This is a genomic window from Pseudomonas fontis (assembly GCF_028656955.1).
In the GTDB taxonomy this organism is placed as follows: domain Bacteria; phylum Pseudomonadota; class Gammaproteobacteria; order Pseudomonadales; family Pseudomonadaceae; genus Aquipseudomonas; species Aquipseudomonas fontis.
This window is the reverse complement of sequence record NZ_JAMDGY010000113.1, coordinates 1-18,373: the sequence shown is the minus strand read 5'-3', so window position 1 is coordinate 18,373 and position 18,373 is coordinate 1. Positions and strand designations below refer to the sequence as shown.

General features: G+C 63.8%; 22 protein-coding genes. 14 read left to right on the top strand and 8 right to left on the bottom strand.

Annotated features, from left to right (window positions below; translation table 11 throughout):
• The first annotated feature begins 78 nt into the window (after positions 1-78).
• The 3 genes from rnd to M5G11_RS25500 all read left to right on the top strand — a co-directional run bounded on the left by rnd (position 79) and on the right by M5G11_RS25500 (position 2,514).
• The gene (gene rnd, locus M5G11_RS25510) at positions 79-1,212 is read left to right on the top strand and encodes a ribonuclease D (RefSeq protein WP_273909286.1); all 1,134 of its coding nucleotides are present in this window, start codon (positions 79-81) and stop codon (positions 1,210-1,212) included.
• Positions 1,209-1,502, top strand: coding sequence for a YcgL domain-containing protein (locus M5G11_RS25505; protein ID WP_273909287.1), 294 nt, complete (start codon positions 1,209-1,211; stop codon positions 1,500-1,502). The genes rnd and M5G11_RS25505 overlap by 4 nt, the downstream gene beginning before the upstream one ends.
• 79 nt (positions 1,503-1,581) lie before the next feature.
• Positions 1,582-2,514 carry a D-2-hydroxyacid dehydrogenase gene (locus M5G11_RS25500; protein ID WP_273909288.1) on the top strand — a complete coding sequence of 311 codons (933 nt, stop codon included), beginning with the start codon at positions 1,582-1,584 and terminating at the stop codon, positions 2,512-2,514.
• Positions 2,515-2,634: 120 nt separating this feature from the next.
• Here the strand turns inward: M5G11_RS25500 and M5G11_RS25495 are convergent, their stop codons facing one another.
• The gene (locus M5G11_RS25495; protein ID WP_273909289.1) at positions 2,635-3,228 is read right to left on the bottom strand and encodes a nitroreductase family protein; all 594 of its coding nucleotides are present in this window, start codon (positions 3,226-3,228) and stop codon (positions 2,635-2,637) included.
• Between the two features lie 151 nt (positions 3,229-3,379).
• On the opposite strand from M5G11_RS25495, the gene M5G11_RS25490 reads away from it, so the two are divergent.
• On the top strand, positions 3,380-3,829 hold the full coding sequence (locus M5G11_RS25490) for a YcgN family cysteine cluster protein (RefSeq protein ID WP_273909290.1): 450 nt from the start codon (positions 3,380-3,382) through the stop codon (positions 3,827-3,829).
• 43 nt (positions 3,830-3,872) lie between these two features.
• A complete protein-coding gene (locus M5G11_RS25485; RefSeq protein WP_273909291.1) occupies positions 3,873-5,093 on the top strand; it encodes a hypothetical protein in 1,221 nt (406 codons plus the stop codon).
• On the opposite strand, the gene M5G11_RS25480 is transcribed toward M5G11_RS25485, so the two are convergent.
• The 3 genes from M5G11_RS25480 to M5G11_RS25470 all read right to left on the bottom strand — a co-directional run bounded on the left by M5G11_RS25480 (position 5,090) and on the right by M5G11_RS25470 (position 6,457).
• Positions 5,090-5,455, bottom strand: coding sequence for a YgaP family membrane protein (locus tag M5G11_RS25480; RefSeq protein ID WP_273909292.1), 366 nt, complete (start codon positions 5,453-5,455; stop codon positions 5,090-5,092). The genes M5G11_RS25485 and M5G11_RS25480 overlap by 4 nt on opposite strands.
• A gap of 77 nt (positions 5,456-5,532) precedes the next feature.
• The gene (locus M5G11_RS25475; RefSeq protein WP_273909293.1) at positions 5,533-6,003 is read right to left on the bottom strand and encodes an RNA methyltransferase; all 471 of its coding nucleotides are present in this window, start codon (positions 6,001-6,003) and stop codon (positions 5,533-5,535) included.
• A gap of 82 nt (positions 6,004-6,085) precedes the next feature.
• On the bottom strand, positions 6,086-6,457 hold the full coding sequence (locus M5G11_RS25470; RefSeq protein ID WP_273909294.1) for a YajD family HNH nuclease: 372 nt from the start codon (positions 6,455-6,457) through the stop codon (positions 6,086-6,088).
• A 125-nt stretch (positions 6,458-6,582) separates the two neighbouring features.
• Between M5G11_RS25470 and M5G11_RS25465 the strand changes: the two genes are divergently transcribed.
• Positions 6,583-6,861 carry a hypothetical protein gene (locus M5G11_RS25465; protein ID WP_273909295.1) on the top strand — a complete coding sequence of 93 codons (279 nt, stop codon included), beginning with the start codon at positions 6,583-6,585 and terminating at the stop codon, positions 6,859-6,861.
• Here the strand turns inward: M5G11_RS25465 and M5G11_RS25460 are convergent.
• A complete protein-coding gene (locus tag M5G11_RS25460) occupies positions 6,858-7,331 on the bottom strand; it encodes a cyclic nucleotide-binding domain-containing protein (RefSeq protein ID WP_273909296.1) in 474 nt (157 codons plus the stop codon). The two genes, M5G11_RS25465 and M5G11_RS25460, sit on opposite strands and share 4 nt — an antisense overlap.
• A 141-nt stretch (positions 7,332-7,472) precedes the next feature.
• Positions 7,473-9,524: a S9 family peptidase gene (locus M5G11_RS25455; protein WP_273925404.1), complete on the bottom strand. Its 2,052-nt coding sequence runs from the start codon at positions 9,522-9,524 to the stop codon at positions 7,473-7,475.
• An 84-nt stretch (positions 9,525-9,608) separates the two neighbouring features.
• On the opposite strand from M5G11_RS25455, the gene M5G11_RS25450 reads away from it, so the two are divergent.
• The 6 genes from M5G11_RS25450 to M5G11_RS25425 are packed head-to-tail and all read left to right on the top strand — an operon-like array spanning position 9,609 to position 13,861.
• Positions 9,609-10,100 carry an MFS transporter gene (locus tag M5G11_RS25450; protein WP_273909298.1) on the top strand — a complete coding sequence of 164 codons (492 nt, stop codon included), beginning with the start codon at positions 9,609-9,611 and terminating at the stop codon, positions 10,098-10,100.
• Between the two features lie 34 nt (positions 10,101-10,134).
• A complete protein-coding gene (locus tag M5G11_RS25445; protein WP_273909299.1) occupies positions 10,135-10,911 on the top strand; it encodes a class II glutamine amidotransferase in 777 nt (258 codons plus the stop codon).
• Positions 10,912-10,932: 21 nt separating this feature from the next.
• Positions 10,933-11,454 carry a DUF2937 family protein gene (locus tag M5G11_RS25440; RefSeq protein WP_273909300.1) on the top strand — a complete coding sequence of 174 codons (522 nt, stop codon included), beginning with the start codon at positions 10,933-10,935 and terminating at the stop codon, positions 11,452-11,454.
• 33 nt (positions 11,455-11,487) lie between these two features.
• Positions 11,488-12,240: a 5-oxoprolinase subunit PxpA gene (locus M5G11_RS25435; protein ID WP_273909301.1), complete on the top strand. Its 753-nt coding sequence runs from the start codon at positions 11,488-11,490 to the stop codon at positions 12,238-12,240.
• Positions 12,237-12,941, top strand: coding sequence for a 5-oxoprolinase subunit PxpB (gene pxpB / locus M5G11_RS25430; RefSeq protein WP_273909302.1), 705 nt, complete (start codon positions 12,237-12,239; stop codon positions 12,939-12,941). Before M5G11_RS25435 ends, pxpB begins: the two co-directional genes overlap by 4 nt.
• Positions 12,938-13,861, top strand: coding sequence for a 5-oxoprolinase subunit C family protein (locus M5G11_RS25425; RefSeq protein WP_273909303.1), 924 nt, complete (start codon positions 12,938-12,940; stop codon positions 13,859-13,861). Before pxpB ends, M5G11_RS25425 begins: the two co-directional genes overlap by 4 nt.
• A gap of 102 nt (positions 13,862-13,963) precedes the next feature.
• Here the strand turns inward: M5G11_RS25425 and M5G11_RS25420 are convergent, their stop codons facing one another.
• Positions 13,964-15,142 (bottom strand): vWA domain-containing protein, encoded by a 1,179-nt coding sequence (locus tag M5G11_RS25420; RefSeq protein WP_273909304.1) that lies wholly within the window; start codon positions 15,140-15,142, stop codon positions 13,964-13,966.
• A gap of 19 nt (positions 15,143-15,161) precedes the next feature.
• Positions 15,162-16,007 (bottom strand): AAA family ATPase, encoded by an 846-nt coding sequence (locus M5G11_RS25415; RefSeq protein WP_273909305.1) that lies wholly within the window; start codon positions 16,005-16,007, stop codon positions 15,162-15,164.
• 246 nt (positions 16,008-16,253) lie between these two features.
• Here M5G11_RS25415 and cysK point away from each other — a divergent pair, with 246 nt between their 5' ends.
• A complete protein-coding gene (gene cysK, locus M5G11_RS25410) occupies positions 16,254-17,228 on the top strand; it encodes a cysteine synthase A (RefSeq protein WP_273909306.1) in 975 nt (324 codons plus the stop codon).
• A 174-nt stretch (positions 17,229-17,402) separates the two neighbouring features.
• Complete coding sequence (locus tag M5G11_RS25405) at positions 17,403-18,338, top strand: aspartyl/asparaginyl beta-hydroxylase domain-containing protein (protein ID WP_273909307.1); 936 nt, start codon at positions 17,403-17,405, stop codon at positions 18,336-18,338.
• The last annotated feature ends 35 nt before the right edge of the window (positions 18,339-18,373 follow it).

The window sequence follows — 18,373 nt, the reverse complement described above, 5'->3', positions numbered from 1 at the left end:
GCAAGGCCACCGTCGAGCGGTTTCCCGACGGTGGCCTGTGCCGTATATACTGCGCGCCATTGTTTGTGGGAGAGCCTTGTGGCTATCGAAATACACTGGATTTGCGACGATGGCAGCCTTGCCGAACACTGTGCTCAGTGGCGGCAACTGCCTTACGTGGCGCTAGACACAGAGTTCATGCGGGTCGACACCTTTTATCCGAAAGCCGGTTTGATCCAGGTCGGTGACGGAGTACGGGCTTACCTGATTGATCCATTGCAGGTCACCGAGTGGGCACCGCTGGCCGAACTGCTCGAAGACCGCAACGTGATCAAGGTGCTGCACGCCTGCAGCGAAGACCTCGAAGTGCTGCTGCGCCTGACCGGCAGCCTGCCAGCGCCGCTGTTCGACACCCAATTGGCCGCCGGCTACCTGAACCTCGGGTTCTCCATGGGCTATTCGCGTCTGGTCCAGGAAGTGCTGGACATCGACCTGCCCAAGGGCGAGACCCGTTCCGACTGGCTGCAACGCCCGCTGTCGGAGACCCAGGTCAGCTACGCCGCCGAAGATGCCGTGCACCTGGCCGAGCTCTATGGCCGCCTGCGCACGCAGTTGTCCGACGAGAAGAACGACTGGGTGCTGGACGATGGCGCCGAGCTGGTCGCGCAGATGCGCCGCGAAATCGACCCCTATGCCTTGTACCGCGACGCCAAGCTGGCCTGGAAGCTGTCCCGCGCCCAGTTGGCCGTACTGCGCGAACTGTGCGCCTGGCGCGAGCGCGAAGCGCGCAGCCGTGATGTACCACGCAACCGTATCGTGCGGGAGAACGCCCTGTGGCCCATGGCCCGCACGCAGCCGAACAACCTTTCGGCACTGGCGAAAATCGAGGATATGCACCCGCGTACCATTCGTCAGGACGGTGAGTTCCTGCTGGAGATGATCAAGCAAGCTGGCAGCCTGCCAGCGAGCGAATGGCCAGAAGCGCTGCCGGAGCCGCTGCCGATCGAGGCGTCGGCCGTGCTCAAGCAACTGCGCGCCATTGGCCAGGCCGAGGGCGAGCGCCTGAACATCGCCCAGGAACTGATGCTACGCAAGAAAACCCTAGAGGCGCTGCTCAAGAGCGGTTATCCCAACGGGCCTTATCAACTGCCCGAATCGTTGCGCGGCTGGCGTCGCGAACGGATGGGCCAGGCGCTGCTCGACTGTCTCGCCAGTGCCGGAGAACAGCCATGAAGAAAATCTGCTCGATCTACAAGAGCCCACGCAAGAACGAAATGTACCTCTATGTGCTCAAGGCCGATGGCCTGGAGCGTGTACCAGAGGCCCTGTTGCCGTTCTTCGGCAAGCCGGTGCATGCCTTTGACCTGGTCTTGACGCCTGAACGCGTGCTGGCCCGCGAGGACATCACCAAGGTGTTGGAAAACCTCGAGCAGCAGGGTTATCACCTGCAGATGCCGCCAGCCGAGGACGAGTACATCGAGCATTTGCCTGAAGAGCTGTTGCGCCGCAACGACGCGATGTAATCCGCCCTCCGTTGTTCCCGCGTGCGGCCAGTGTGTTGACCTGGCCGCCGTCGTCGTTTTTGCCAAGGTTGTATAAAACATGCGCGTTTTGATCGCCGAACAGGATCATGCCCTCTACGCCAATCTGCTGCGTGAGGCTGCGCCTGAGCTGGAGGTGTTGACCAGCGGTGACTCCGCCGAGCTGTCGCGCCTGGCGGCCGATTGCCCTGTGTGGCTGGGCCAGCCGGACCTGCTGGCAACATTGTTGCGCCAGGGCCACCAGGCCCGCTGGTTGCAGTCGACCTGGGCGGGCATCACGCCGTTGCTGGCGGACGGCCTGCCCAGGGATTACCGCCTGACCCGTGCGGTGGGGATTTTCGGCCAGGTGATGGCCGAATATGTGCTCACCTACCTGTTCAATCATGAGCGCGAGGTGTTGGCGCGCCTGGTCAGCCAGGTCGAGCGCAAGTGGGACGGGCGCGTGGGGCGCAGCCTGGAAGGGCGGCGGGTGCTGATCGTCGGCACGGGTGATATCGGCCAGCGCGTCGCGGAGCTCTTGCAGCCGTTTGGCGTGAAGTTGTATGGCATTGCCAGCGACGCGCGGGAGCAGGCGCCGTTCATCGAGGTTGCCGGGTTGTCTGAGCTGGGGCGTCTGGTCGGGGAGGTGGACTATGTGGTCAATCTGCTGCCGGATACCCCGGCTACCCATGACCTGTACGACGCGGCGATGTTTGCACGGTTCAACCCCGAGGCTTTGTTCATCAATGCCGGGCGTGGCGTGGCAGTGGTTGATGCTGACCTGGTCGAGGCGTTGAAGGTCGGGCATCTGGCGGGGGCGGTGATTGATGTATGCCGCCAGGAACCGTTGCCGCAGCGCCACCCGTTCTGGACGGCCTGGGGCTTGCTGCTGACCGGGCACAGTTCGGCGCCAACTTCGCCGGCGGCGATGGTGCGCTTGTTTGTCGAGAATGTGCGGGCGTTTGAGGCGGGTGAAGCGTTGCGCGGGGAAGTGGATTTTTTGCGCGGCTATTGAGCCCGTCGCCGGGGCCTCTCGCCGGCAAGGCCGGCTCCCACAGAGGTTATACCTAGCTGGGTAAACCCCTGTGGGAGCCGGCCTTGCCGGCGATGGGCCGCGACAGCGGCCCCAAAGCACTTACAAAGTAAAATCACCCTCAGCCGCCAGCTCGCTCAGCGGCCGACGCGGGCTTGGCACTTCGCGGGCTTGCAGGCCTTCGGCCAGGCTGGCCTTGTCGCCCAGCTTGCCGATCGCCACGGCGGCGTGCAGTGCGTAGCCTTCAGGAATCTTCAGCTCCTTGCGGGTCAGCTCCTGGTCGAAGCCGGCCATGCCATGGGTGTGCCAGCCGCTCAGGCTTGCCTGCAGCGCCAGGTGGCCCCACGCCGAGCCGGTGTCGAAGGTGTGCCACAGCGCTGGCGTCTCTTCGCTGGCGCCTGGTGCGGTGAAGGTGGTTTTCGACACGATGATCACCAGCGCCGAGGCATGCTGCGCCCAGCTGCGGTTGAACTCGTTGAGCAGGCCCAGGTAACGCTCCCAGTTCGGGGTGTCACGGCGGGCGAACAGGAAGCGCCAAGGTTGCGAGTTGTACGCCGAAGGCGCCCAGCGTGCGGCTTCGAGGAAGCTCAGCAGGGTTTCTTCGGAAATCGGCTCGGCGGTAAATGCCCGTGGCGACCAGCGCTTGATGAACTGATCGTCGATGGCATATTCGGCAACGCGAGGATTGGCGCTCATGGCGTGTTCCTGAGAGGGGTGGAAGAATACAAGAGGTGCAAAACTACTGTGTCGCACCAACCCTGACAAGCGGTCTGGCAATGCCCGCTGACACGCCCTAGACTGGCGCCGCCGCACCGGTACACTCGAATTGGAACAGGACACCCGTTACATGCTCGCAACCACCGACCACTTCTGGACCCGCAAGACGCTCGAGCAGCTCGACCGTCAGGAGTGGGAGTCGTTGTGCGACGGCTGCGGCCTGTGCTGCCTGCAAAAGCTTGAAGATGAAGACGACAACAGCATCTATTACACGCGTATTGCCTGCAAACTGCTGGACCTCAAGACCTGCCAGTGCAGCGACTACCCCAATCGCTTCAAGCATGTGCCTGACTGCATCCAGCTGACGCCGGGCAAGGCCGATCAATTCAAGTGGTTGCCACCGACCTGCGGCTATCGCCTGGTCAGTGAAGGCAAGGACCTGCCAAGCTGGCACCACCTGATGTGCGGCGATCGCGAGCAGGTGCACAAGCAGCGTATTTCCCAGTCCGGGCGCATGCTCAGTGAAGACAGCGTCGACGAAGACGACTGGGAAGACTATCTGATTTTCCGCGCCAGCTAAGCCCTCCACGGCTGGCGCTTACCGGGGGACAAGGAGTTTGGTTATGCGTGCGCGTCGCCACCTGGCGTGGCTGTTGCTGGTGTTGGCCAGCAGCCCGGCCTGGGCCAAGAAAGTCGACCTGGACTACCACGTACGCCTGTTGCCGCAAAACGGCCAGGCCGAGGTGCGCCTGACCCTGGCCGACGGTGCAGCGGTGCGCAGCCTGGACTTCGACCTGGGCAAGGACGGTCTCTATGGCGATTTTCACGCCGATGGCCCGTGGGCAGTGCAAGCCGACGGCCAGCGCGGCGTTTGGCAGCCGGCGGCGGGCAAGGCCAGCTTCACCTATCGCGTACAACTGAACCATCGCCTCAAGAACGGCAGCTACGACAGCCGCATCACGCCGACCTGGGCGTTGTTCCGTGGCGAGGACCTGGTGCCCCCCACGCGCCTGGACCAGCAGGACGGCACCGAGCTGGTTGCTCGCCTGGCCTTCGAGTTGCCCACGGGCTGGAAGAGTGTCGAGACGGCCTGGCCGCGCATCGGCAAGCAGCGTTTTCGGGTCGACAACGTTTCACGGCTGTTCGACCGGCCGACCGGCTGGATGCTCGCCGGCACCATCGGCACGCGCCGGGAGCGCCTGGGCGATACCGAGGTGAGTGTCGCCGGGCCGCAAGGCCAGGGCTTGCGCCGCATGGACACGCTGACCCTGCTGACGTTCGTCTGGCCGCAACTGCAAGCGGTGTTCCCGCGCAACCCGCCCAAGCTGCTGCTGGTGGGCGCGCATGAGCAGATGTGGCGAGGGGCACGGGCGGCAAACCAGTCGATCTTTATCAATAGCGCGCGGCCGTTGGTCAGCGAGACCGGCAGCAGCCCGGTGTTGCGCGAGCTGGTCAGGGTCTTTGCCCAGATCAACGACAAGGAGCGCAGCGACTGGATCGGTGAAGGGCTGGCCGAATATTACGCGATCGAACTGTTGCACCGCGCCGGTGGCATGACCGACGAGCGCTACAAGAGCGTGCAGGCGCGGCTGGGCAAGCAGGCCGGCAAGGTCACCAGCCTGCGTGGTGAGCAGGTCAACGATGCGGTGGTGGCGCGGGCGGTGCTGCTGTTGCAGGCACTGGACCGGGAGATCCGTATCCACACCAAGAACCAGCGCTCGCTGGATGACGTGGCCCAGGCGCTAATGCGCCTGAACCAGGTCAGTACCAGCGAATTCATCCGGATCAGCGAAAACGTGCTGGGCCGTGAGTCCGAGGTGCTGCAGAGCAAACTGCTGCGTTAGGGCTTGGGCGTTTCCAGCGAGTCGTTGCCGGTCACCGTGGCTGTGCGCGTTGCCGCCGTGGCGCTGGCCTTGAGCGCTTGCAGCTCTTCGCCGCTGCGCTCGATCTTCGTGCGGATCTGGTCGAGGTCGCGGCGACCGCGCTCCAGCAGGCTTTTCGCCGAGCTGTGGCCGGTGATGCCACGGGCCAGGGCAACCCCGCCGATAGCGACCTGGATCAGCCCGAACAACCCACCCTTGCGCAGCCCTTTGCCGACCATGATCACCCCGGTGGCGACGGAGCCTGCGCGCTCCCAGCCTTGCACGTTGTGCTCGGGGTCACGCTGCAGCGCAGTAGCCTGGGTCGACGTGTTGTTCTCGCGCATGGTGGTTCTCCTGTTGGGGGCGATATTAGTCAGCAGACCGTCGTGGCGCCGTGGCTGTTCCCCGCGATGTGCCGCCCTTACTTGAATTTCGGCCCGGAGCGGGTGTTCAGGCCCTTGGCCAGACGGTCGTAAAGCACGACGTTGACGGTTGCCGCGAGGTTCATGCAGCCGTTGGTCGGGATGTAGATGGTTTCTTCGCACCAAGCGCGCACTTCATCGCTGAGCGAGCCGTCTTCGGGGCCGAAGATGTAGATCGCGCGGTCGGGGTGGGTGTATTCGGGCAGGGGGCGGGCGCCCTCGACCAGCTCCACGGCGACCGGGGTGCAGCCCAGCGGGATGATCTTTTGCAGGTCTTCGATGCCGATCAGCGGGATGTCGTAATGCACGCGCTTGGTGTCGGTGACGAAGTCACGTGCGCGTTCATAACGCTTGCCGGTGTAGAACACCGAGTTGACGCCATAACAGCCCGCCGCGCGCATCACGGAACCGACGTTCTCTGCTGACTTGGGGTTGAACAGACCAATGCAGCTGTACCGTTTGTTCGCCACGTGCCGGGGCCCTTTGCAAGTAAAGGGCGCGATTATACGGGCTTGGCAGAATCTGTGGGGGCCGGCATTGCCGGCGCCAACATCAGTCTTTCTTCAACAACCCCGACAGCCCGGCGAACGGGTTGTGCGTGGCCTTGGCAATGCTTGGGGTGCTCAGCGAGCCGTCGCTGAAGTACTGCTGGTCGGTGTAGCGCGAATGCTCGTTGTCATGGCAGTACAGGCACAACAGCTCCCAGTTCGAGCCATCCTGGGGGTTGTTGTCGTGGTTGTGGTCGCGGTGGTGCACGGTCAGCTCGCTCAGGCGCTTGCCGGCGAACTCGCGGGCGCAGCGGCCGCACACGTGCGGGTACATTCTCAGGGCCTTGTCGCGATAGCCCATGTCCTTGTCGCGCTTGGCGTCGGCAAGGATACGGTCGAGCCGCGCGGTGGCGGCGGCGGAAGATGGCGAACTCATGGGATTACCTTTCTCGGGCTTGCTACGGTTATGCCCTGAAGTTTAGCGCCATGATGGGCACTTCGGACAGGCAAACCTCCGGCGCAGGGAGTAGCCTGTAGCCAGGACCCTCGAGGAACCTGCTTATGCGTGCTGCCCGTATTGCCTTGCTGTTCGTCGCCCACCTGGGCTTGGCCCAGGCCGCCGACCTGCAACCCCGGCCGATTGCGCCCGTCCCCGGCGCCCCCGGCACCGCGACGCCAACCCCGTACCCGCAAGTGGCCCCGTCGAGTATTCCCAAGGCCGGGGCCGGCAAACCCGGCGCGCCGCTATTGCCGCCAATGCCGTTGCCCAGCCCGCCGAAGGACCAGCCATTGCCCGGGCTGACGCCAGACGCCACCCGAGACAAACCGCGCGAAGGCTAGACCTGCTGCGACAGGCGCTGGCCGTCCAGCATGCGCAATCGCCGCGACAACGCCACGGCCAGGGCGCGGATGATCTTGGCGGCGATTTTCGGGGCGTCGTTGAGCATTTTCTCCAGGGAGTCCTTGCCCAGGTTCAGCAGTTGGCAGTCGGTGGCGGCGATGCAACTGGCCGAGCGCCGTTCGCCGTCAAGCACGGCCATTTCGCCAAAGGCCCGGCCTTTGCGCAGGACGGCGATTTCCACCGGCTGGTCGTCCGGATTGTTTTTGCGTACCGAGACTTGCCCGGAGTGCAGGATGCACATGAAGGTGCCGGCATCACCTTCACTGAAGATGCTCTCACCGGCGCTCATGTTGCTGATGCTGAAATAGCCGGCGGCCGCCTGGAAGTCGCCGGGCTGGAGCTGGTCGAAGAGGCCGCAGTCCATGAGCATGTCGCGGATGGCGTTGTTCAGCAGGTTCGGGTCGGGCATCGCGGTCGGTCTTTTTCTTTGAGAGTGTGGTGTCTGCTTTTCGCCGGCAAGGCCGGCTCCCACAGGATTTGATGGATAACACATCCCTGTGGGAGCCGGCCTTGCCGGCGAATCGAAGGATCAGACAACAAAAATCCCGATTTACACCAGCCCCAGCACTTTAAAGACGAACCCGTATTCCAGCGCCACATCCTTGAGCCCCTGGTAGCGCCCGCTCATGCCGCCATGGCCCGCACCCAGCTCGGTCTTGAGCAGCAGCAGGTTGTCGTCGGTCTTGGTGACTCGCAGCTTGGCTACCCACTTGGCCGCTTCCCAGTACTGCACCCGGCTGTCGTTGTAGCCGGCCACTACCAGCAGGGCAGGGTAGGCCTGAGCCTTGACGTTCTCGTACGGTGCATAGGCCTTGATCCGCGCATACACCTCGGGGTCTGCCGGGTTGCCCCACTCGTCGTACTCGGTGACGGTCAGCGGCAGATCGGGGTCGAGCATGGTGTTGAGCACGTCGACGAACGGCACCTCGGCAATCGCCGCCTTGAACAGGTCCGGGCGCTGGTTCAGCACCGCGCCGATCAACAGGCCACCGGCACTGCCGCCACTGATCGCCAGTTGCTCGGCGCGGGTCACGCCATTGGCGATCAAGTGCTCGGCGCAGGCGATGAAGTCGCCGAAGGTGTTGGTCTTGTGTTCCTGCTTGCCGGCGCGGTACCAGGCCTCGCCCAGCTCGCCGCCGCCACGCACATGCGCAATGGCAAACGCCACGCCACGCTCCAATAGGCTCAGGCGGGCATGCGAGAACCACGGGTCGAGGCTTTCGCCATAAGCGCCGTAGCCATACAGGTACAGCGGCACCGGCTTGCCCAGGTCTTCACGCCGCTGCACCAGGCTGATCGGCACCTGGGTGCCATCGGCCGCCGTCGCCCACAGGCGCTGGCTGACATAGGCGTCGGCGTCGAACGGGCCAAGTACCGGGGTCTGCTTGAGCACCTTTTGCTCGCCGTTCAGCAGCTCCAGCTGGCGTACCTGGGCCGGGCGATTCAGCGCTTCATAGCGCAGGCGGATGCGCTGGCTGACGAACTCCAGGCTGTCCGACACATACAGGCTGTAGGCCGCATCGGGCAGCTCGACGCGGTAGGCCGCCAGCCCCTGCGGGTGCACTTCGATGATCGGCAGGCCGCCTTCGCGCAGGCTCAGGGTCAGTGCCGCCGCGTTGAGGGTCATGCCTTCGAGCATGATCTGCTCGCGGTGTGGCACCAGCACCTGCCACTGCTCACGGCGCGGCACGCTATCGGATGGCGCGTGATACAGGGCGAAGTTGATGCCGTCCTGGTTGCTGCGGATAAACCAGCGCCACTGGCCGTCGAGCTGGCCGTGGTCTGGGTAGTACTCATGGTCTTCAACGCGCGGCGCCAAGCAGGTGAAGGCCTGCTCGGGGTGCTCGGCATCCAGAACCCAGGCTTCGCTGGTGGTCTTGCTGTTGAGCAGCAGGATCAACTGGCGCTCGGAGCTGGCGCGGTAGCAATGCAGGAAGAAGCGCCCGTCCGGCTCCTCGAACACCAGCTCGGCGGTGTCGCTGCCCAGGCGGTGGCGCAGCAGCTTGTGCGGGCGATGGGTGTCGTCCAGTTCGGCGAAGAACAGCGTCTGGCTGTCGTTGGCCCAGGTCATGCTGCCGTCGCAGTCCTCGAACGGCAGTTCGCTGATTGCGCCGCTGGCCAGTTCCTTGACGAACAGGGTGTAGATCTCGTCGCCGTTGGTGTCCAGGCTGTAGGCCAGGCGCTGGTGGTCGGGGCTGACGTTGAAGGCGCCGAGGCTGAGGAAGCCCCCATTGGCCAGCACGTTCGGGTCCAGCAGCAGCTCTTCGTGGCTTTCGTCGACCGTTGCCGAGTCGTCGGCCGGGCGCGGGCAGCGGTAGTGACGCGGGTATTCGTCACCGGCGGTGGTGCGGGGGTAGTAGAGGTACGGGCCCCAGGGTGAGGCCAGCGACAGGTCGGTCTCGAGGATGCGCCCCTTGATCTCCTGGAACAGCTGTTCGCGCAGTTCGGCCTGGTCGGCCAGCTGGGCTTCCTGATAAGCGTTCTCCGCCTTCAGGTAATCCATTACCTCGGGCGCGTCGCGTTCCTGGAGCCAGGCATACGGGTCGCTGCCCGCATCCTGGCGGGCGATCGGGGCACGGGGAGCGTTGGCAGTGGCGGACATGCGGGGTTCTCTTGGCTAGGGGGCGCCTGCGCGCTGAAAAGTCGTTATCATAAGCGCCTATTTGCCTAGCTTGCCACGGACACCATGACCGAGAACGACTATCTGCTCGCCTGGGGCCTCTATGCCCTGGCCGCCCTGGGTTGCCTATGGGTCGGCTTTCGCCTGACCAGCTGGATGTGGCGCTGGCTGCGTGAACCCCTGCGGGTGGTGATGGCCGTGCTGCTGCTGACCCCGACCATCATCGACCCGGTCAAGGACAAGTTCGCCCCGGCCATCGCCATCACTGCCCTGGACCTGTTGTTCAAGGTCGGCAGTAATGTCTGGCGTGCCGTCTCCGACCTGGTCATGTACGGGATCATCGCCTTCGCCCTGTATGCGTTGTTCGTGCTGATCCGCTGGCCGCTGGAAAAACGCGCCCGCGAGCGCCGCGAAAAAGCCGATGCGGCCAATAAGCGTGAAGCGGCAGAAGTGCTGGCTGACGAGCCGTTTGCCGCCGACAGCCGCGACCGCTACCGCAACGAGCCGCCCGAGCCACCGGCCGGTGGCAGCCGTGAGCGCCTCGAACCCCGTTTGTAATACCCCGAGCCTGCCCTGAAGCGAGAGAGCGACCATGTGTGAATTGCTGGGCATGAGCGCCAACGTGCCAACCGACATCGTTTTCAGCTTTACCGGGCTGATGCAGCGTGGTGGGCGCACCGGCCCGCACCGCGATGGCTGGGGCATCGGCTTTTATGAAGGGCGCGGCCTGCGCCTGTTCCAGGACCCGGCCGCGAGCTGCGAGTCGGAAGTGGCCAACCTGGTGCAGCGTTACCCAATCAAGAGTGAAGTGGTCATTGGCCATATCCGTCAGGCCAACGTCGGCCAGGTCTGCCTGACCAACACCCACCCGTTTGTACGCGAACTGTGGGGCCGCAACTGGTGCTTTGCGCACAATGGCCAACTGGCTGACTTGCAGGGCTTGCGCAGTTTCTATCGGCCGGTTGGCGATACCGACAGCGAAGCGGCGTTCTGCGACCTGCTCAATCGGATACGGGCGGCGTTCCCCGAGCCTGTCGACGTTGAAGAGCTGCTGCCGGTGCTGGTTCAGGCCTGCGCCGAGTACCGCGGCAAGGGCGTGTTCAACTGCCTGCTCAGCGATGGCGACTGGCTGTTCTGCTTCTGTTCGACCAAGCTGGTACACATTACCCGGCGTGCGCCGTTTGGCCCGGCCCGGCTCAAGGACGTCGACATGATCGTCGACTTCCAGGCCGAGACCACGCCCAACGACGTGGTCACGGTGATCGCCACCGAGGCCCTCACCGAAAACGAAACCTGGCAGCGTTACCAGCCCGGCCAATGGGGCCTGTGGCGACGTGGCGAGTGCATTGCCCAGGGTCAGGAACGCTAAGTTGCGCTAAGGAACGGCTTCATGTTCAGAAGTTACCTGCGGTTGTTGCTGTTCACCTTTGGTTTGCTGGTCGGGGTGCAAGTCCCTGGCCTGATCAATGCGTATGGCCAGCGCGTCGAAGCGCACCTGCTGGAGTCCCGCGAAGGTCTCAAGGGCTTCAACCAGACCGCCCAGCGTTTCTTCAACGGCGATTTGCAGGCGTTGGTCAAGCATTACCGCGCCAGTGACGACCCGGTGTTCAACAGCGATGCCAACAGCATCGAAAGCCTGCAGATCCGCAATGCGCTGTTCGAGCACGAATGGGCGATGCTCCAGGGTTCCTGGGCTACCCGCACCTGGCATGTGCTGGTGGCGGCCGACCCGGCGCTGCGCGAGGAAACCCTCAAGGGCTACAGCTACCAGATCCTCCTGGCCCCGGAAGCCGTCGCCTGGGGCCTGGGCTGCGCGATGCTGCTGGCGCTGCTGGTCGAAAGCGCCTTGTTGCTGATCGGTTGGGTGATCCTCGGCGGGCGGCGCAAGCCGGTTGCGCCCAGCTGGCGCTAGAATCGTCATACCGCACACCGCAAGGGGACTCGCGTGAGCCGTCTGCTATTGAACTGCGACATGGGTGAGAGTTTTGGCAGCTGGACCATGGGCCTGGATGCCGAGGTCATGCCCTTTGTCGACTGCGCCAACATTGCCTGCGGCTTTCACGCCGGTGACCCAGGGATCATGCGCCATACCGTGGCGCTGGCATCGGCCCACGGGGTCACGGTGGGTGCCCACCCTGCCTATCAGGACCTGGCCGGTTTCGGCCGGCGCTCGATGGCCTGCAGCAACGAAGAGATCCGCGACCTGCTGCATTACCAGATTGGCGCGCTGGATGGCATTTGCCGCACCCAGGGCACGCGCGTGGCCTACGTCAAACCCCATGGTGCGCTGTACAACGACATGATGGCCGACCCGCAGAAGCTGCGCGCGGTGTTGGGCGCGGTGGCCGAGTACGACCCACAACTGCCCTTGATGCTGATGGCCACCGCAGACGACAGCGCCGCGCAGGCGTTGGGCGATGAATTCGGCGTGACGCTGTGGTTCGAAGCCTTTGCCGACCGTGCCTATGACGGCGCCGGGCGCTTGCTGTCGCGGCGCTTGCCAGGCGCGGTGCATCATGACCCGGCACAGATTGTCGAGCAGGCCCTGCGCCTGGCGCGCGGCGAGGCGCTGATTGCCAGCGATGGCAGTGCCTTGCGGCTGAAGGCGCATACGCTGTGTGTGCACGGTGACAACGCCAGCTCGGTGGCTGCCGTCCGGCAAATCCGCCAGGCGCTCGATGCGCTGCCAGGGTCATGAATGCACGCATCGAAGTGGTGGCCATCGACTGCCTGATGGTGCGCCTGTTCGAGGTGATCGAAGAATCCAACATGCCTTGGCTGCTCGCTGCCAGTCAGCGCTTGCGCGCCGTATTTGCCGGGAATCTGGTGGATCTGGTGCCGTCCTACACCACCTTGATGGTGCAATTCGACCTGCTGGTCTTGTCGCCGAACGAGGCACGCGGGCTGATCGCCGAAGCGCTCACTGACTTGCAGCCAGACAGCGCTGGCGCGGGCCAAAGCCACGAAATCCCCGTGTGGTACGACCTCAGCGTCGGCCCGGAGCTGGCCTTGCTGGCCGGGCGCAGTGGCCTGCCACAGGCCGAGGTGATCCGTCGGCATTGCGCGCACGAGTACCAGGTGTTTGCCCTGGGCTTTGCCCCCGGTTTTGCCTTTATGGGGCTGGTCGATGAGTCGTTGGCCGCACCACGCCTGGCCACCCCGCGCAAGCGCGTGGCGGCGGGTAGCGTGGGGATTGCCGAGCGCCAGACGGCGGCCTATCCGGCTGCCTCGCCCGGTGGCTGGAACCTGATCGGGCGCACGCCGAGCACACTGTTTGACCGCCAGCGCGAGGGCTTCAGCCTGCTGCAGCCTGGCGACCGGGTGCGGTTTGTCGCGGTGGACCGGGCGACGTTCGTCAACCTTGGCGGGGACGATACGCCGCTGGAGTGTCCGCCATGAGCGGCTTGTTGATCGAGGCCAGCAACCCGCTGTGCCTGCTGCAGGATGCCGGGCGCTTTGGCGTGCGCCATTTGGGCGTGACCCAGGGTGGGGCGCTGGACTGGGTGTCGATGCGTTGGGCCAACGGGCTGCTGGGCAATGCCCCGGGGGCGGCCGTGGTAGAGGTCACCCTGGGTGGTTTTGGCGTGGTAGCTGAGGCCGATTGCGTGCTGGCGCTGGCGGGGGGCGACCTGGATGCGCGAATAGACGGGCAGCCGCTGAAGCCGTGGCGCAGCTTCGTTTTGCGCAAAGGCCAGCGCTTGCAGTTGTCCCAGCCGTTGTCAGGCGCGCGTGCATATCTGGCGGCGCCGGGCGGGTTTGATGCGCCACAGGTGCTGGGCAGTTGTGCCAGCGTGGTGCGCGAGGAACTGGGCGGGCTGGACGGGCAGGGCAAGGCGCTGGCCAAGGGCGAGCGTTTGAGCTGGGCGGGGGCGGCGCCTGGCGTGCGCGAGGTGCCACCAGCGTTGCGACCGTCGCTGTGTGGCGATGGGGTATTGGACCTGATCGTGGGTGCGCAGATTGGTGATTTTGCCGGGCAGAGCCTGTTCGAGGCGTTCAACCGAGCATTCACGTTGGACAGTCGGGCGGACCGCATGGGGATACGCCTGTTGGGCCCGGCCTTGAAGTATCAGGGGGCGCCGATGATTTCCGAGGGTATCCCGCTGGGGGCGGTGCAGGTGCCGCCGGATGGGCAGCCGATCGTGCTGCTCAACGATCGCCAGACGATTGGCGGGTACCCACGCCTAGGCGCGCTGACGCCGCTTTCGCTGGCGCGCCTGGCGCAGTGTTTACCAGGCGCGCAGGTGCGGTTCAGGGCGGTGGTACAGGCATTGGCGTGGGAAGAACATCGGCAGTATTTGCAGCGGTTTGCTGATTTTTAGCGCCTGATCGCGGGCAAGGCCCGCTCCCACAGGGATTGTGTTCTACATCAATTTGGGTGGTTAGCAGCGATCTCTGTGGGAGCGGGCTAGTCCCGCGATGCCTTACTTGGACAGGAAGCGCATCCCTTCTTCCAGCCCACGCAAGGTCAGCGGGAACATCCGGTCCTCGACCAGCTCACGAACGATATTGGTCGACGCGGTATAACCCCAGGTCTCCTTCGGGTACGGGTTGATCCAGATGAGCTTCTTGTACTTCTCCATGAAGCGCTGCATCCACACATACCCGGCCTCTTCGTTCCAGTGCTCGACACTGCCCCCCGGCTGGGTGATCTCATAAGGCGCCATTGCCGCATCACCGACGAACACCACCTTGTAGTCCGCGCCGTACTTGTGCAGCAGGTCCATGGTCGAGGTGCGCTCCGAGGTGCGGCGCATGTTGTTCTTCCACACCGACTCGTACACGCAGTTGTGGAAGTAGTAATACTCCAGGTGCTTGAATTCGGTCTTGCAGGCCGAGAACAGCTCCTCGCAGGTTTTCACGTGCGCATCCATCGAACCGCCGATGTCGAACAGCAACAGCAACTTCACGCTGTTGCGCCGCTCCGGACGCATCTGGATATTGAGCAACCCGGCATCACGCGCGGTATGGTCGATGGTGCCATCGATGTCCAGTTCGTCCGCTGCGCCCTGGCGAGCAAACTTGCGCAGCCGGCGCAAGGCCAGCTTGATGTTGCGCGTGCCCAGCTCGACCTGATCATCGAGGTTCTTGTACTCGCGCTGGTCCCAGACCTTCACCGCCTTGCCCTGGCGCTTGCCGGCATCACCGACGCGAATCCCTTCCGGGTTGAAACCACCCGAGCCGAACGGGCTGGTGCCGCCAGTGCCGATCCACTTGTTGCCGCCGGCATGGCGTTCCTTCTGTTCTTCCAGGCGCTTCTTGAATTCTTCGATCAGCTTGTCCAGCCCGCCCAGGGACTGGATCTGCGCGCGCTCTTCATCGCTCAGCGAGCGCTCGAACTCCTTGCGCAGCCAGTCTTCCGGGATCAGCGCCTCCAGGTGCCGGTCGAGGTTCTCCAGGCCCTTGAAGTAGGCCGAGAACGCCCGGTCGAACTTGTCGAAATGCCGTTCGTCCTTGACCAGGATCGCCCGCGACAAGTAGTAGAACTCGTCCATGTCGGCAAAGGTGACCCGCTGCTTCAGGGCATTGAGCAGGTCGAGCAGCTCACGCACCGACACCGGCACCTTGGCCGCGCGCATTTCATTGAACAGGTTGAGCAGCATGGCAATCGCCCTCGTTGGCTCAGCGGTTGCCGCGACGGCTCATGAACGCCAGGCGCTCAAGCAACTGCACGTCCTGCTCGTTCTTCACCAGGGCGCCGGCCAGCGGCGGGATGGCCTTGGTCGGATCGCGCTCGCGCAGCACCGCTTCACCGATATTGTCGGCCATCAGCAGCTTCAGCCAGTCGACCAGTTCGGAAGTCGACGGCTTCTTCTTCAGGCCCGGCACCTTGCGCACATCGAAGAACACGTCGAGCGCTTCGCTGACCAGGTCCTTCTTGATGTTCGGGTAATGCACGTCGACGATCTGCTGCAGGGTGTCGCGGTCCGGGAAGGCGATGTAGTGGAAGAAGCAGCGGCGCAGGAAGGCGTCCGGCAGTTCCTTCTCGTTGTTCGAGGTAATGATGATGATCGGGCGGTGCCTGGCCTTGATCGTCTCGTCGGTCTCGTAAACGTAGAACTCCATCTTGTCGAGTTCCTGCAACAGGTCGTTGGGGAACTCGATGTCGGCCTTGTCGATTTCGTCGATCAGCAGGATGACCCGCTCATCTGCCTCGAAGGCTTCCCACAGCTTGCCTTTCTTCAGGTAGTTGCGCACATCGTGGACCTTGTCCACGCCCAGCTGCGAGTCGCGCAGGCGGCTGACCGCATCGTACTCGTAGAGGCCCTGGTGGGCCTTGGTGGTGGACTTGATGTGCCAGGTGATCAGCTTGGCGCCGAAGGACTCGGCCAGTTGCTCGGCGAGCATGGTCTTGCCGGTGCCGGGTTCGCCCTTGACCAGCAGCGGGCGCTCCAGGGTGATCGCCGCGTTGACTGCCAGTTTCAGGTCGTCGGTGGCGACGTATGCGCGGGTGCCTTCGAACTTCATGTGCCCATCCTCAGTACGATGCGCCGGGATACGTGGCCCCGGCGGAAAAATTGTCATGCACGACTATAACGCGGCCCCCGCATGACTGGGAACGCAGACGCTCTATTCAGTCTCTGAATGGGCCGTCACGGCGTGACCTGGTCAGATCGTGTGAGGTTTTGTTTCCGACCGTTGGTCCGGGGTGGACGCACCCACAGGGCAGGCTTACCCTTGAGGTTTTCCGCCTGGTGCCAAAAGGACCCCGTCATGAGCCGTATCTATGCTGACAACGCGCACTCCATCGGCAACACGCCGCTGGTGCAGATCAACCGCATCGCCCCGCGCGGCGTGACCATCCTGGCCAAGATCGAAGGGCGCAACCCGGGTTATTCGGTCAAATGCCGAATTGGCGCGAACATGATCTGGGACGCCGAAAGCAGCGGCAAGCTCAAGCCGGGCATGACCATCATCGAGCCGACCTCGGGCAATACCGGTATCGGCCTGGCGTTTGTTGCCGCCGCGCGCGGCTACAAGCTGATGCTGACCATGTCGGCGTCGATGAGCATCGAGCGGCGCAAGGTGCTCAAGGCGCTGGGTGCCGAGCTGGTACTCACCGAGCCGGCCAAGGGCATGAAGGGCGCCATCGAGAAGGCCAGCGAGATCCTCGCCAGCGACCCGGCCAAGTACTTCATGCCGGCGCAGTTCGACAACCCGGCCAACCCGGCGATCCACGAGAAGACCACCGGCCCGGAAATCTGGAACGACACCGACGGCGCGGTCGATGTGCTGGTGGCGGGTGTCGGTACCGGTGGCACCATCACCGGCGTGTCGCGCTACATCAAGAACACCCAGGGCAAGTCGATTCTCTCGGTGGCGGTCGAGCCGCTGCTCTCGCCAGTGATTTCCCAGACCTTGGCCGGCCAGGAGATCAAGCCGGGTTCCCACCAGATCCAGGGCATTGGCGCCGGTTTTGTGCCAAACAACCTCGATCTGTCGATGGTTGACCAGGTCGAGCAGGTTGGTGACGAAGAGTCCAAGGCCATGGCCCTGCGCCTGATGCAGGAAGAAGGCATCCTCTGCGGGATTTCCTGCGGTGCGGCGATGGTGGCAGCCGTGCGCCTGGCCGAAAAACCGGAGATGCAGGGCAAGACGATCGTGGTGATCATGCCGGACTCGGGCGAGCGTTACCTGTCGAGCCCGCTGTTCAGCAGCCTGTTCACCGAGCAGGAAACCACCCAGTAACCCCGGCAAGTGCCGGTTTACCTGACCCGCAGCAATATCTGCGCGGGTTGGTTGTTGCACAATTTTCAACACTGAATGTCAGGCCCCGGTTGTTTTTACCGGGGCCTGTTCGGTTTATCATGGCCGACTCTATATCTGGCAGTGATGGCCAGGTCGAAATTCAAGGAGTGTTGCATGACCTTTTCCTTTGTCGCCAAGGCGGGTGTCCTGCTGCTGTTTATCGGCAGCACGCTGTACGTGCACCTGCGCGGCAAGGCGCGGTTGCCGCTGTTGCGGCAATTCGTCAACCATTCGGCGCTGTTTGCCCCCTATAACGCCTTGATGTACCTGTTTTCCGCGGTGCCGTCCAAGCCGTACCTGGACCGCAGCAAGTTCCCGGAGCTGGATGTACTCAAGGACAACTGGGAAGTCATTCGCGAAGAGGCCATGCACCTGTTTGACGAGGGCTACATCCGCGCTGCCGAAAAGGACAACGACGCCGGCTTCGGTTCGTTCTTCAAGAAGGGCTGGAAGCGCTTTTACCTCAAGTGGTACGACAAGCCACTGCCCTCGGCCGAGGCCCTGTGCCCGAAGACCGTAGAGCTGGTGAGCCGCATTCCCAACGTCAAGGGCGCAATGTTCGCGCTGCTGCCTGGCGGTAGCCACCTGAACCCGCACCGTGACCCGTTTGCCGGGTCGTTGCGTTATCACCTGGGGTTGTCGACGCCGAATTCGGACGATTGCCGCATCTATGTCGATGGCCAGGTGTATGCGTGGCGCGACGGTGAGGACGTGATGTTCGACGAAACCTACGTGCACTGGGTGAAGAACGAGACCGACGTGACCCGGGTGATCCTGTTCTGTGACATCGAGCGGCCGCTGAGCAGCCCGTTGATGACCCGTATCAACCGCAAGGTCAGTGCGTTCCTCGGCCGGGCGACTGCGCCGCAGAATACCGATGATGAGCGTGTCGGCGGGATCAACCAGGCGTATGCCTGGAGCAAGCGCTTCAGCAACGTGATCAGCAGCCGGGTGAAGCAGTTCAAGCGCAGCAACCCGAAGGCCTACCGCATTTTGCGGCCGGTGCTGGCGGTGGTGGTTGCGTACCTGCTGTATCGCTGGTTGTTCTGACCTCCCACCCGAGACCTTGTAGATACCGTCTTGCC

Bases quoted from the DNA above. Each gene is read 5' to 3' on its own strand.
- pxpB (WP_273909302.1), top strand. From the start codon at position 12,237: ATGAATGCACGCATCGAAGTGGTGGCCATCGACTGCCTGATGGTGCGC.
- M5G11_RS25445 (WP_273909299.1), top strand. From the start codon at position 10,135: ATGTGTGAATTGCTGGGCATGAGCGCCAACGTGCCAACCGACATCGTT.
- M5G11_RS25460 (WP_273909296.1), bottom strand. From the start codon at position 7,331: ATGCCCGACCCGAACCTGCTGAACAACGCCATCCGCGACATGCTCATG.
- M5G11_RS25450 (WP_273909298.1), top strand. From the start codon at position 9,609: ATGACCGAGAACGACTATCTGCTCGCCTGGGGCCTCTATGCCCTGGCC.
- M5G11_RS25425 (WP_273909303.1), top strand. From the start codon at position 12,938: ATGAGCGGCTTGTTGATCGAGGCCAGCAACCCGCTGTGCCTGCTGCAG.
- M5G11_RS25420 (WP_273909304.1), bottom strand. From the start codon at position 15,142: ATGCTGCTCAACCTGTTCAATGAAATGCGCGCGGCCAAGGTGCCGGTG.
- M5G11_RS25440 (WP_273909300.1), top strand. From the start codon at position 10,933: ATGTTCAGAAGTTACCTGCGGTTGTTGCTGTTCACCTTTGGTTTGCTG.
- M5G11_RS25405 (WP_273909307.1), top strand. From the start codon at position 17,403: ATGACCTTTTCCTTTGTCGCCAAGGCGGGTGTCCTGCTGCTGTTTATC.
- cysK (WP_273909306.1), top strand. From the start codon at position 16,254: ATGAGCCGTATCTATGCTGACAACGCGCACTCCATCGGCAACACGCCG.
- M5G11_RS25505 (WP_273909287.1), top strand. From the start codon at position 1,209: ATGAAGAAAATCTGCTCGATCTACAAGAGCCCACGCAAGAACGAAATG.
- M5G11_RS25480 (WP_273909292.1), bottom strand. From the start codon at position 5,455: ATGCGCGAGAACAACACGTCGACCCAGGCTACTGCGCTGCAGCGTGAC.
- M5G11_RS25490 (WP_273909290.1), top strand. From the start codon at position 3,380: ATGCTCGCAACCACCGACCACTTCTGGACCCGCAAGACGCTCGAGCAG.
- M5G11_RS25455 (WP_273925404.1), bottom strand. From the start codon at position 9,524: ATGTCCGCCACTGCCAACGCTCCCCGTGCCCCGATCGCCCGCCAGGAT.
- M5G11_RS25500 (WP_273909288.1), top strand. From the start codon at position 1,582: ATGCGCGTTTTGATCGCCGAACAGGATCATGCCCTCTACGCCAATCTG.
- M5G11_RS25485 (WP_273909291.1), top strand. From the start codon at position 3,873: ATGCGTGCGCGTCGCCACCTGGCGTGGCTGTTGCTGGTGTTGGCCAGC.
- M5G11_RS25495 (WP_273909289.1), bottom strand. From the start codon at position 3,228: ATGAGCGCCAATCCTCGCGTTGCCGAATATGCCATCGACGATCAGTTC.
- M5G11_RS25415 (WP_273909305.1), bottom strand. From the start codon at position 16,007: ATGAAGTTCGAAGGCACCCGCGCATACGTCGCCACCGACGACCTGAAA.
- M5G11_RS25465 (WP_273909295.1), top strand. From the start codon at position 6,583: ATGCGTGCTGCCCGTATTGCCTTGCTGTTCGTCGCCCACCTGGGCTTG.
- M5G11_RS25470 (WP_273909294.1), bottom strand. From the start codon at position 6,457: ATGAGTTCGCCATCTTCCGCCGCCGCCACCGCGCGGCTCGACCGTATC.